The organism is Pacificimonas sp. ICDLI1SI03, assembly GCF_054740865.1.
The window spans coordinates 949,046-961,500 of the sequence record NZ_JBSQAU010000001.1 but is presented as its reverse complement, the minus strand read 5'-3'; the positions used below and the strand labels follow the sequence as shown (position 1 = coordinate 961,500).

Sequence of the window (12,455 nt, the reverse complement as noted above, 5' to 3'; positions counted from 1 at the left end):
GCCACTAAAAAGCCACTTATGCGCGCCGTCGGCGAGCCGCGCCGAGGCCAAGAAGGCCAACGCCGAGGAGACCAAGCGCCCCAGGCGCGGGAACCAGTTCGAGCGGACCGCCGTCGATTAGATTGGTAAACTTGCCGTCGACGATATCGCCAAATAGTTCACCCTCGTTGAGCTCACCGCAATTGAGGTTGAAGAAGCCACTGCAAGCCTGCCGGTTGAACGTTGCATCGGTCAGGTCGACCTGGATTATGCCACCATTACCGTAAGCAATATCAAAAATGCCGTTGTTGTCCCACGTCAGGACGCCTTCGGAAAACAAAAACGGGATCGTTATGGCGAGGCTTGTGCCACCAATACTACCCGAACCACCTGGCTGGCTCAGCGTAATGCTAAAAGAGGCGCTGCCAGGCAAGTAATCGTCGAGGCTGATCGAGCTTTCGTCGGTCCAGATACCAAAGAGTTCGACAACTGTGCTTTCACCCTGTGCGAGGTTGCCAACAAAATATGGCAGAGGAGTTGCGAGTGGCGCCGTCTGAATAACGAGACCCGGATCGGAAGACTGGGTATCTACGTCGAAACTGCCGATTTCCACAGGAACGGCGGCTGCTGGCACGGCAATCGCAGATGCAAGCAGAAAAGGAAGGATTTTTTTGGTCACGATGATGCTCCCGGTTTTGTATTCGTATGAAACTGGGGATGAGTTCAGCGAAACACTGCTGCCGGGTGACGCCATGCACGACGCATGCCAAATCCGTAATCAGAAGAATTTATGACAAATTTCCTGACCAGCCAATTCGAAAGTTTAAAATGTGTTAAGAATTCCGACGGTCTCCACCCCGACTTTCGCTCTTGGGTAGTTCCCGCCGGGCGGCTAGGGACCTGACATGGCGACCTCAAAGCAAAACCATCTCTATCTGGTCGACGGTTCGGGCTATATTTTTCGTGCCTATCACCGTCTGCCGCCCCTGACGAACAAGCATGGGCAGCCGACAGGGGCGGTCTACGGCTTTACGTCCATGCTGTGGAAGCTGATCGACGAGCTGAACGATGCCGACGGGCCGACCCATATGGCGGTTATCCTGGACCATTCGTCGCGGTCTTTTCGCAATGACATGTATGCGAATTACAAGGCGCAGCGGCCCGATCCGCCCGAAGACCTGGTCCCCCAGTTTCCCATCATCCGCGATGCGGTGCGCGCCTTTTCCGTGCCTTGTATCGAGCAGGAGGGTATCGAAGCCGACGATATCATCGTCTGCTACGCCCATGCCGCGACAAGGGCAGGGTGGAAAACCACCATCGTATCGTCCGACAAGGATTTGATGCAGCTGGTCGACGGCGAGAATGTCGACATGCTTGATACCATGAAGAATGCCCGCATCGGCCCTGCGGAGGTCGAAGAGAAGTTCGGCGTGCCGCCGGCGAAGATCGGCGAATTGCTGGCGCTGATGGGCGACAGTGTCGACAATATTCCCGGGGTGAAGGGCGTCGGTCCGAAGACGGCGGCAAAACTGATCGTGGAATATGGCGACGTCGAAGGCGTCATCGCCAATGCCGACAATATCAAGCAAAACAAGCTGAGGGAGAACATACAGAATTCCGTCGAGGACATTCGCATTTCCCGCAAGCTGGTAGAGCTTTATTGCGACTGGCAATTATCCCAGCCGCTTGACGCGCTGGCGCTTGCCGAACCCGCCGCGGGGCCGTTACAGGAATTCCTGGAACATCACGGCTTCAAGACCATGCTGGCAAAGCTGGGCGTCAGGTCCGCCGGAACGCCAAAGCCTGCCTCTCCCGAGGCGCCGGTGCGGGTCGAGCAGGTGCCATTCGACCTTGGTGCCTATGAAACCGTGACAACCGTGGAAGCGCTGGACGCTTGGATCGCTGCCGCGCGCGAGGCGGGGCAGGTGGGTTTCGACATAGAGACGAACGATCTGAACGCCATGCGGGCGCAACTCGTCGGGCTTTCCCTCGCCGTTGCGCCGGGCAAGGCATGTTATATCCCCATCGCCCATGTGTCCGATGAGGGATTGCTGGGGGAGGCGCCGAAGCAAATTGCCAAGGCGGACGCGCTCGCCCGGCTGAAACCGCTGCTTGAGGACCCATCGGTCCTGAAAATCGGTCATAATCTGAAATATGACATGCTTGTCCTATTGAACCGGGAGGGCGTGGAACTGTCGCCGGTCGAGGACACGATGCTGATCGGATATGCGCTGGAGGCTGGACGCCATATCGGCGGTGCCCACGGCCTGGATGCTGCCGCGAAACGCGAATTCGATCATACCACCCTGAAATTCAAGGACGTCGCAGGAAGCGGAAAATCAGCAGTGACCTTCGACAAGGTGCCGCTGGACCGCGCGACCGAATATGCCGCCGAGGACGCGGACGTGGCACTGCGCCTGCATCGCGCCTGGAAACCCCGCTTGTGGCGAGAGCGCCTGACGAAGGTTTACGAGCGTCTGGAACGCCCCCTCGTTCCCGTAATCGCGCGTATGGAACGGCGCGGCATTGCCGTGAACCGCGCGGCCCTGTCCCGCCTCAGCACGGACTATGCGGAGCGGATGACGGGTTTCGAGAAGGAAATTTACGAGCTCGCCGGCCGGGAGTTCAACGTCGGCTCACCCAAGCAATTGGGAGAAATCCTGTTCGGTGAAATGGGCCTGGAGGGTGGCAAGAAGTCGTCAAAGACCGGTGCGTACTCAACAGACGTTGATGTTCTAGAGCGTCTGGCGGCCGAGGGCGTCGGCATCGCGCAGAAGATCGTCGACTGGCGCCAATTGTCGAAGCTGAAGTCAACCTACGCCGACGCGCTGGTGGCGGCGATCAATCCGGACACAAATCGCGTTCACACCTGTTTTCAGATGGCCGCGACCACGACAGGGCGGCTGTCCTCGTCCGATCCGAACCTGCAGAACATTCCCATTCGGACGGAGGAGGGCGCAAAGATCCGCGAAACCTTCGTCGCAGAAGACGGCAAGGTTCTGCTGGCGGCGGACTATAGCCAGATCGAGCTGCGGCTGCTGGCCTGCATTGCGGACATACCGCAACTGAAACAGGCGTTTGCAGACGGGATCGACATTCACGCCCTGACGGCGAGCGAGATGTTCGGAGTGCCGGTGGAGGGCATGCAGCCCTTGATCCGGCGACAGGCCAAGGCGATCAATTTCGGCATCATATATGGTATTTCAGCCTTTGGACTGGCGCGCAATCTCGGCATCGAACGGTCAGAGGCGGCAGCTTATATCGAGCGGTATTTCGAACGCTTTCCCGGCATTAAAGCCTATATGAACGAAACGAAGCTGCATGCGCGCGAAAAGGGATATGTTGAAACCCTGTTCGGGCGCCGCACACATACGCCCTTCATCAAGTCCGCTCGCCAGAATGAGAGGGGCTTTGCCGAGCGCGCGGCGATCAATGCGCCCATTCAGGGAACGGCCGCGGATATTATTCGCCGCGCCATGGTGCGCATCGAACCTGCCTTGGCCGAAGCGGGGCTGGAAAGCGCGCAGATGCTGTTGCAGGTGCATGACGAACTGGTATTCGAGGTTCCGGAACGCGATGCAGAAGCGGCCGGCAAGATTATCGCGAAGACGATGGAAACGGCCTGTGCCCCCGTGCTGGAGCTGGATGTCCCCTTGGTGGTTGACGTCGGCACCGGCACGACCTGGGGCGAGGCGCACTGACAGGACAGGAGAGTAAGATGACCGAAGACAGCGAAATCGAGACCGCAGCAGAGACGGGGGCGGAAACCGCCGCCCAGACGGACACGCCGCCGGACCGCCTGTCGGTCAGCCCGGGCAGCGATCATTATGAACCGGAGCATCTGCAGCGTGGCATCGGCATCCGCTTCAATGGGGTGGAGAAGCACAATGTAGAGGAATATTGCGTGTCGGAAGGCTGGATCAAAGTGGCCGCCGGCAACAGCCGCGATCGCAAGGGCAATCCGATGACCATAAAGTTGAAAGGCACGGTCGAGCCCTATTACGAGAGTTAGGCGGTTGGAGGGCCGTGGTGACCAAAGGCTGGTCGCGGGTGCCTTTACGACTTTGACAAGGGGCTATTGCGCAAAGAAGCGCGAGAGCCTGCGGTCCAGCCATACCATCACCCAGTAACTGACACCCCAGATCGCGCGCCGCAGGAGGCTATCGCGCGACTTGTATAATTGCATGTCGACGCGCGTGGATTCCTTTAGTTCCTCGTCGAACATGTCGCAAACCTGCTTGCGAAAATCGGCATTTTCAACGCGAAGCATGATTTCCAGATTCACATAAAGGCTGCGCACGTCGAAATTGCCGCTGCCGATGAAGACGGCGTCGTCTGTAACGATCAGTTTCGTGTGCAATTTGCACGGCTGGTATTCCCAAACCTCGGCGCCCGATTTCAAAAGACGGCCGAACGTGTGCCACCCAGCCAGGCGGGAAATGCCTACGTCTGTTTTTCCGGCTGCGATCAGCCTTAACCTGCCCCGCGCTGCCAGGGCGCGAACGGCTTTCAGGACGTGGCCGGGGGGTGAGAAATAGGCCATGATCATGTCGACGGCGTTGCTTTCCCGAAAAGCGCCTTCGATCGCCTGAACGTAATGATTGTCGCCTCGTGCCGGCCCGCCAAGAATCCAGCGCACCTTGCCCGAGGTTTCGTTGCAATCCTCCAAGATCTCGCGCAACTCGCGCGTTCGTGGTTTTTCCGAACACATCCACTTCATCAGCCGGTCGTAATAGACCGCCAGCCGCCCAACCGCCGGGCCTTCGATATAGACGCCAATATCTCGCCAGCCGCTCTCCTCTCCCAGAAGATGAGGGTCTGCGACGTTGAAGCTGCCGACGATCCCGCGTGCCCCGTCCGCGATAGCGACCTTTTGATGATTTCTGAGGAGGTAGGCGCGTAGCAAGTGACTCTGAAACTCGTTGAAGCGTGCGCCGGCATCATCAAGCGGCGCGAAGAAATCGTCGTCGGTCTCCAGGCTACCGAAATCGTCGACGGCCAATTCGACCGCAACGCCGCGTCTTTGCGCAGCGACGAGAGCCTCCAGCACACGCTTCCCGCATTTATCGCTGGCGAATGTGTAGAATAGCAGCTTCAGGCTTTCGCGAGCGCCCTCGATCAACTCGATCAGCGCATCATAAGCGGCCGGGCCGTCGTGCAGCAGTCGCAGCGCATCGTCCTGACGTTCATGCGCGGAGTTCTCTTGATCCGCGTGCAAAGTGGCTTCGCCTTTTCGGCCCGAAACATCCATTGCTGCGCTTTCCGGTCGTTGAGACTAACTGCTTCTTTACTCATAAGGACGAAGAGCGGGCGGAGGAAAGGCCGATCCACGGGTTTTCCACAAGGGGGGCTTACGGGACAATAGCTGGTGTTCGCAAAGTGGCTGAAACTCCGCCTGTTGTTGCTGCAGGGCATATTCCTGGCGGCTGTCTTCACCGCGGCAGTAATGGCTGACGCGCCGGCGAACCCCTCTATTGCCTATTGGTCTGTCTTGGCAGGGCTGGGGGCCACTGGCCTCTCTGCGGCAATAGCGTCCTACCTGATCATCGGGAAATGGTCGCAACGAATGAGCGGTGCCGTCGAAGATATCGAGGGCATCATCAGAGATGCGGGCCGTAAAATCCACCCACCGGAATTCCGTGCCGGCACGCGCAAGATCCTGCCGGAAATGACCGCAGCGATTGACCGGGCGGTTCAGCGCATCGGTCGTTCCTACGTGCAGATGATGGGTGCCGCCTGGACCGACACAGTCACCCGCCTGCCGAACCGGCTTCACTTCGTTGACCTAGCAAGCAAATATCTGCCCTGCCAGGACGGGGAGGGGTGCGCACTGCTGTTCCTTGACCTTGACCGGTTCAAATCTGTCAATGACAGCCTGGGGCATGCCATGGGCGATGAACTGCTGCGTGCGTTCACGCGCCGCACCAGAAAATTGCTGACGCAGGAGGATGCCATCTTTGCCAGGTTTGCGGGGGATGAGTTTACCATCCTGCTGCCCGGGATGGCGGGCGTAGACGCGGCGGAGGAGGTGGCGGAAAACATATTACAGGCGCTGCACGCCCCGTTTCGTATCGGCGAACATCAACTGACGATCGGCGCCAGTATCGGCATTTGCAAGGCGCCAAGAGACGGCGACAATTTCGACATTCTGATGCGAAATGCTGACGCCGCCATGTACCGCGCAAAGGCGTTGGGGCGAAACCGGGCGCAGACCTTTGAACCGACGATGCATGAGGACGCCCGCCAGCGGCTGGATCTGGAAACCTGCCTGCGCGGGGCATCGGAAGCGGGGCAGTTCGTCCTGCATCTGCAACCGCAGATCGATTGTCAGTCGGGCGAGATGAGCGGTGCCGAGGCGCTGATCCGCTGGAACCATCCAGAGCGTGGCCTGCTGTCGCCGGCTGAATTTATCGCCGTTGCCGAAGATACGGGCATGATTCTGGATGTCGGTTGCTGGGTGCTGGAGGAATCGCTGGCGATGATCGGTCGCCTGCACGGTATCGGCCCCGATTTCCGGCTGTCGGTCAATGTGTCCCTGCGACAGATGGAGGCCCCGGATTTCCTCGAGTTTGTTGAAAATGCCTTGACGAAACATGGGGTTCATCCACGGCGCCTGGAGATCGAGATTACGGAATCCCTCGTGATGGAGGATCTGTCAGATATTGCCCCTAAACTGGCCTATCTGCGCTCCCTGGGAATCAGCATCGCCGTCGACGATTTCGGCACCGGTTATTCCAATCTGGCGCGTTTGAAAACGCTGCCCATCGATCGCGTAAAGATCGATCGGTCGCTTGTACGTGACATCGGGGTGTCGGGCAGCGCCCGGACCATTGTGCAGGCCATTATCGGCCTGGTGCGGGGCCTCGGCTATCAAAGCGTTGCGGAAGGAGTTGAGTCTACCATCCAGCAGGACGTGCTGACCATCATGGGCTGCGACACCATGCAGGGCTATGGTCTCGCACGCCCCATGACCGAAGAGCAGTTCATCGCCTGGACGGTGGGAGAAAAGGCCGCCGCCTGACGCTCAAATCCGTCGATAGAGAATGACGCACCTGCCTGTGGGCTGGATATCCGTGTCGGAGGAAAAGTGCACGACCTCCGCGTCGCGGCGCGCGCGTTCGGCGATCAGTCGGCTGGCTCCGTCCTGCACATAGATCCGATCTGCCTGCGACAAATGCCTGAGATCACGCAAGGTGAGATCGTCGGGATCGTCGGACAGCGGCTTCAGGGAATATGGGGTGGGGGCTGCACCGGTTTCACCCGCCAGGTGGCCCATGATTGCGGCGGCAGGATCCGTGACAGGGGCCAGCGGGTCCAGCGCGGCGCCGGGTGCCATCAATGCGTCCCAGAAGCGGCGCCGGGCGGAAGCGGTGGTAAGGTGTGCGTTTACCGCAGGTCGCGCCGCCTTCACCGCAGCGGCAACCGCGCCCAAGGTAGAGGGCAACAAGGCCTCCAGCCGTTCGCGGACGGCCTTTGAAAGGGTTGCAGATGCGCCGTTCGTTGCGATGGCCACGGTAACGGGCGCCCGATCGACAATCGCGGGGAAACTGAAGTCGCACAACGCTGGCTTGTCGACGACATTCACGAGCAGGCCCTGGTCACGCAGTTTCGCCGCCGCCTCGGCAGCTTCCTCCGGATCGTCGATGGCGAGTACCGCCAGTCTGGTCGCGGGGGTAGGTTCGTCCACGATAAGCGCACCCGCAAGCTCCAGCAGGCGCCGTTTGGGGCCCGCGCCATCGCCATCGCCGCGCATCAGGACGGGGCGATCGCGCACGGTAACGAAGATGGGAAGCGCCTGCACCTGACCGTTCAGCGTCTGGCCGTATCGCCAGCGGCGCGCTTCATGGCTGATCCTGCAATCCGCGCGCAAGCCGGGATGCCCCCACCAGGCTTATGCCTGCCTGCTCGGCGCGCGCGTCAATATCTGACAGCGCATCTATCGTCGCGGCGGTGGGGCGTGCATAGCCAATGGCATAGCCACGGCGCTTTGCCGTGGCGAACAATGCAGACAAGTTCGTCTCTATATTGGCGGAAGTCGCCGGCTCGTCCAGAAACCGGTCATTTGACTGCGCGGGTACGCCAGCGTCGCGCGCAGTCTCGGCAGCGACGCTGCGCGCCGATGCACGGGCATCGATATAGGTCAGGCCGCGCATGTGAAGCGCCTTCATGACAGGCCGCAGCGCCGCTGCATCCTGGGTAAAGGCACTGCCCATCATTCCGGTCGTTCCGTCCATGTCGTCGAACCGGTCAAGCGCCCATGCCAGTCGCTCGAGATTTTCCGAAGCGCCTGAATTCCGCAGCAGGGTGTTCTCACCCGGATTGATGCGCGGATAACGCTGTGGCTCCATAGGGACTGACACGAAAACCTCGTGACCGTCCGCATGTGCTTTCACGGCGAGGTTTGGCGACACTTCTGCATAAGGCGAGAAGGTTAATGTGACGCCCTCCGGCAGATCTTCGATGGCGCGGCGAGAGGCGGCCGCATCGGGACCGAGTTCAGTCATCACGATAGCAACCAGCGCGCCCTCGGGCAGAGGTTCTGCCATGGGGTCCGCCGCCGGTGCCGACGTGCCAGCGGCTGCGCGCGTGCCTTGGCTAACGGCGTTTTGGTCTAAAGCGCGGGGGCCTGCATCTGACTGCACATCTGGCACCGGCGCCTCTTCATTCGAAGCGAGAAAGTCACGCGACCCTGCACCTTCCGAAGCGGTGAGAGGGAAGGGCTGCAACAATTGCACGAACAACGCGGATAAACCGGCAAACAATATTCCGCCGCCCAGCACGATCAGGGCCACGCGTCCGGGCGCAGGTGAACGGCGTGCGGGCAAGGGTCAGCGTTCCGCGCTGGCCGTCTTTACCTCAGCGCCGCCCAGTCGGCCGAGCATCTTCACCGCATAGTCCAACTGATAATCCTCAACGCCTTGCTTTTCCAATTCCTCGGCGCTGACATCGAACCGCGGATTGTCCTTGTCGTCGCTCTCGATCACGCTGTCATCGTCCAGCTTCTCGTTACGAAGTGCGCGGCGAAGGTCGCTTTCGCGCACGACGCGGCGGTCGCGAACATGTTCGTCCGACAATTGCGGCACGATGATGTCGGGTTCGATGCCCGCTTCCTGAACCGATCGGCCGGACGGGGTATAATAGCGCGCGGTGGTGAGGCGCAGGGCCGTGTCTGTCGACAGCGGGATAAGCGACTGCACCGAACCCTTGCCGAAGCTGCGTGCCCCAAGGATGAGCGCGCGGCGATGATCCTGCAGCGCTCCCGCGACGATCTCCGAAGCCGAAGCCGACCCCTCGTCGACAAGAACGATCACTGGCTTTCCATCGGTCATGTCCTCATCTCGCGCGAAATAGCGCTGTATATTATCCTTGCCGCGGCCGCGCTGGGAAACGATCTCTCCACCATCGTCCATGAATGCGTCGCTGACCTCTATGGCCTGATCGAGCAGTCCACCCGGATTGGACCGCAGATCGACGATGAAGCCCAGCAGATTGTCGCCCAGTTCCTTCTCGATCGCGTCGATGGCGTCGCGCGTGGCCGGGCCGGTCTGCTTGTTGAAGGTTGAAATGCGGATGACGCCAACATTGTCCTGCGTTTCCCATTTCACCGGCTTCAATTCGATGATCGCGCGGGTCAGGGTCAGCTCCAGGGGTTCTTCCTCGCCCTGACGGACGATCGTCATGCTGACGGGGGTTCCCGGCGGACCCTTCATAAGTTCGATGGCCTCCTCCAGCGAAAGACCGTAGATCAGCTCGTCGTCGATATGGGTGATGTAGTCGCCCGCCTTGATCCCGGCTTTTTGAGCCGGCGTGTCGTCCATGGGCGCGATGATCTTGACGACGCCCTCCTCCAGGGAAACGGACATGCCGAGGCCGCCATATTCACCGTCGGTCTGCGTCCGCATGCGGTCGAAGTCGCTGGCCGCGAGAAAGCTGGAGTGCGGATCAAGGCTGGCCAGCATGCCGTCAATCGCGCCTTCGATCAGCTGCTCCTCCGTCACCTCATCAACATATTCGGTACGCACGCGTTCGAAGATATCCATCAGCTGGTCCAGCTGCCGGAAAGTTTCGGATGATGTATTGGCGGCCTGTACACTCGTTTGAGTGGGCACGAGCGCGGCCATGCCAATGGGCAGGAACGCATAGAGGATGCGGTGTTTCATAGCGGCGAATTAGCCTCCGGAAAAATACAGGCTCTGCTTATAACAGGAGAAGGATGAACGTGACATAGCCTCTTACGTCGGTTTATCGACCGTCCCCTTGGTCCATGTCGGAACAGTGCGGCTGTCCGCCGCACTGTCGAACTGCTGCCGTCGTCCATCAGCCCTAAGTGAAGGAAGCTGACATTCCGAAGTTAGATCCCTTCGTCATGACGCTGGCCAGCGCGGTGGTCGCCGCCTCGCTGCTGCCGGTTTCCGGTGCGCTCGCCGATGCGATGGACATTCTCGCTTACGCCTTGATCATGTTCATGTTCTTCTTTCACGGCGTACGGCTGCCGTTCGACGCCATCCGTCGCGCGGTAACCAACTGGCGCCTGCATGGCCTGATCCTGGTGCTGACGTTCGTTCTGTTTCCGATCGTCGGCCTGCTGATTTCCGGTGTAGCGACATATTGGCTGCCAGCGGGAATTGCGGCTGGTTTACTGTATCTTTCGCTGGTACCGTCGACGATCCAGTCGTCGGTCGCTTTCATCGCCGTCGCCAAAGGCGATGTGGCAGCGGGTGTCGCATCGGCGGCGACGTCGAACATTCTGGGCGTTGGGCTGACCCCGCTTTTAGTGGGTGTGCTGCTGGGGGCAAATGGGGCGGGGATGGGCGCCGACGGGACGATGAAGGTCGTCGCGCTGCTGCTGGCGCCGTTTCTGCTTGGGCATCTGTCGCGGCGCTGGTTGGCCGATTGGGCCGCCAAGCGAAAAAGGCTGCTGGGGCTGGCAGACAAGAGTGCGATCGTCCTGATTGTCTATACGGCATTCTCCGCCGCGGTGCTGCAGGGGATATGGACGAAGCTGGGGCCCGTCAGCCTTTTCATGCTGATTGCAATTTGCCTGGTCCTACTGGCGGTTATGAACGCACTTGCCTGGCTGGTATCGGTGCGCCTTCCGCGCGATCAGCGCGTAACGATGCTGTTTTGCGGCACGCAGAAATCTCTCGCCGCCGGAGCGCCCATGGCCAGCCTGTTGTTCGCGGCATCGGCGGCGGGTGAATTGCTGTTGCCCTTGATGATTTATCATCAGGCGCAGCTGGTGCTCGCCGCTATTCTCTCTTCGCGGCTTCTGCGGGACGGCAATATGCGCTCTTTTTGAGGACAAATCCTCATGACAATCGGCGGCGTTTACCTTGTTCCCTGACGCGGAATTAACCTTGTCGGTGCTTAGTTAGCGGCGATCAGGGGCACGTTGATCGAGATTTGGATATGACCGGCTTTACCACGGGCGACGCATTCTACTGCCGCGCCTTCCCGATACTTACTCTCATATGCGTCGTGACGGGCGTTGCCACCTATGCGTGGGGCCCGCCCTCTGTTGCGCTGAATTGCTTCCTTGCCGTGGGCTTTGGCGTTCGTCTTAACGGATATATCGAGCGTCGCCGCTTCGAGGAGGCAGAGCGACAAGCAAGCGCCGGGTGGGCACGATTGAGGAGTCCCGTACAAGCCGGATGACAGGCGCCCGGATGGGCAAGCCCGGCCTGCCGGACGCTACCTCAGCTTCCGCCCCACCCAGATCACGCGACCGATGATGTCGACACTGTCGGGTGAGCAATCGCCGACGTCCGGATACATATTATTGTCGCTGGTGATGCGTATATTGCGCGATGCGGGGCTGCGCGTCACACGCTTTACGATCAGCGTATCTTCGGTCCGCATGACGTAAATTCCGTCCCGCAGCCGATCGACGCCATCGCCCCGGTCGACGAGGATCGGATCTCCGTCGCCCAGCGTGGGCAACATGGAATCTCCCTGAACCTTAATGACCGACAACAGTTCAGGGCCGCTCGACGAAATGCTTCTGACCCACCGATCCTGGAACGCGAGGGAGCTTTCTGCCGCTTCCTCCTCCTCCGTCAGCGCACCGGCACCTGCGGACGCACCGATGGCAGCGAAATACGGCACCAGAACATAATCGTCCGCGCTATGCGCTTCGCCGGCCCGAACGGCGCGCCCGGCAAAGCTGCGCGGCCCGCCCAGCTGCCACTCAGGGACGTCGAAATGCGCTGCCAGCCTGCGCCGGTCCTCTTCATCCAGTTTGCGCGGTACGCCGCGCTTTATAAATTGCTGAATATAAGCAGGATTGCGTCCCAATAGACGCGACAAGGACGTGTAATCGCCGCCGCCAGCGCGGATCAGCGCGTCCAGGCGCTCCCTGACCATGGTCGAGTCGTTCACATTTCACTCCCGATTCGCTGCGCCACATTAGAACAAAAAAGGAACATAATCAACGCGATCGTTTTTCCCCTTTCAATGTAGGATTTGGGATGGGATCA

General features: G+C 60.0%; 11 protein-coding genes. 5 read left to right on the top strand and 6 right to left on the bottom strand.

The features are described 5' to 3' along the window. Window positions 1-16: 16 nt before the first annotated feature. Window positions 17-658: a PEP-CTERM sorting domain-containing protein gene (locus tag ACSMXM_RS04585; RefSeq protein WP_460314363.1), complete on the bottom strand. Its 642-nt coding sequence runs from the start codon at window positions 656-658 to the stop codon at window positions 17-19. 226 nt (window positions 659-884) lie between these two features. On the opposite strand from ACSMXM_RS04585, the gene polA reads away from it, so the two are divergent. Continuing rightward, window positions 885-3,680 carry a DNA polymerase I gene (gene polA / locus ACSMXM_RS04580; protein ID WP_460314361.1) on the top strand — a complete coding sequence of 932 codons (2,796 nt, stop codon included), beginning with the start codon at window positions 885-887 and terminating at the stop codon, window positions 3,678-3,680. A 17-nt stretch (window positions 3,681-3,697) separates the two neighbouring features. Beyond that, a complete protein-coding gene (locus ACSMXM_RS04575; protein WP_460314359.1) occupies window positions 3,698-3,991 on the top strand; it encodes a DUF3297 family protein in 294 nt (97 codons plus the stop codon). A gap of 63 nt (window positions 3,992-4,054) precedes the next feature. Here ACSMXM_RS04575 and ACSMXM_RS04570 read toward each other — a convergent pair whose 3' ends face one another. Then, entirely contained in the window at window positions 4,055-5,197 is a 1,143-nt protein-coding gene (locus ACSMXM_RS04570) for a phospholipase D-like domain-containing protein (protein ID WP_460314357.1), read from the bottom strand. Between the two features lie 150 nt (window positions 5,198-5,347). On the opposite strand from ACSMXM_RS04570, the gene ACSMXM_RS04565 reads away from it, so the two are divergent. Beyond that, complete coding sequence (locus tag ACSMXM_RS04565) at window positions 5,348-7,000, top strand: putative bifunctional diguanylate cyclase/phosphodiesterase (RefSeq protein ID WP_460314355.1); 1,653 nt, start codon at window positions 5,348-5,350, stop codon at window positions 6,998-7,000. A 3-nt stretch (window positions 7,001-7,003) separates the two neighbouring features. Here ACSMXM_RS04565 and ACSMXM_RS04560 read toward each other — a convergent pair whose 3' ends face one another. From ACSMXM_RS04560 to ACSMXM_RS04550, 3 genes are read right to left on the bottom strand one after another with little or no spacing between them, the layout of a single operon-like run. Further along, on the bottom strand, window positions 7,004-7,849 hold the full coding sequence (locus ACSMXM_RS04560; protein ID WP_460314353.1) for a precorrin-2 dehydrogenase/sirohydrochlorin ferrochelatase family protein: 846 nt from the start codon (window positions 7,847-7,849) through the stop codon (window positions 7,004-7,006). Beyond that, the gene (locus ACSMXM_RS04555) at window positions 7,821-8,804 is read right to left on the bottom strand and encodes a divergent polysaccharide deacetylase family protein (protein ID WP_460314351.1); all 984 of its coding nucleotides are present in this window, start codon (window positions 8,802-8,804) and stop codon (window positions 7,821-7,823) included. The genes ACSMXM_RS04560 and ACSMXM_RS04555 overlap by 29 nt, the downstream gene beginning before the upstream one ends. A 3-nt stretch (window positions 8,805-8,807) precedes the next feature. Next, window positions 8,808-10,139 (bottom strand): S41 family peptidase, encoded by a 1,332-nt coding sequence (locus ACSMXM_RS04550; protein ID WP_460314349.1) that lies wholly within the window; start codon window positions 10,137-10,139, stop codon window positions 8,808-8,810. 167 nt (window positions 10,140-10,306) lie between these two features. On the opposite strand from ACSMXM_RS04550, the gene ACSMXM_RS04545 reads away from it, so the two are divergent. Beyond that, window positions 10,307-11,278, top strand: a complete 972-nt coding sequence (locus ACSMXM_RS04545) for a bile acid:sodium symporter family protein (RefSeq protein ID WP_460314347.1) — start codon at window positions 10,307-10,309, stop codon at window positions 11,276-11,278. A gap of 110 nt (window positions 11,279-11,388) precedes the next feature. Next, entirely contained in the window at window positions 11,389-11,634 is a 246-nt protein-coding gene (locus tag ACSMXM_RS04540; protein ID WP_460314345.1) for a hypothetical protein, read from the top strand. Between the two features lie 36 nt (window positions 11,635-11,670). On the opposite strand, the gene ACSMXM_RS04535 is transcribed toward ACSMXM_RS04540, so the two are convergent. After that, window positions 11,671-12,357, bottom strand: a complete 687-nt coding sequence (locus ACSMXM_RS04535; RefSeq protein WP_460314343.1) for a S24 family peptidase — start codon at window positions 12,355-12,357, stop codon at window positions 11,671-11,673. Between the last annotated feature and the right edge of the window lie 98 nt (window positions 12,358-12,455).

Bases quoted from the DNA above. Each gene is read 5' to 3' on its own strand.
- polA (WP_460314361.1), top strand. From the start codon at position 885: ATGGCGACCTCAAAGCAAAACCATCTCTATCTGGTCGACGGTTCGGGC.
- ACSMXM_RS04540 (WP_460314345.1), top strand. From the start codon at position 11,389: ATGACCGGCTTTACCACGGGCGACGCATTCTACTGCCGCGCCTTCCCG.
- ACSMXM_RS04550 (WP_460314349.1), bottom strand. From the start codon at position 10,139: ATGAAACACCGCATCCTCTATGCGTTCCTGCCCATTGGCATGGCCGCG.
- ACSMXM_RS04575 (WP_460314359.1), top strand. From the start codon at position 3,698: ATGACCGAAGACAGCGAAATCGAGACCGCAGCAGAGACGGGGGCGGAA.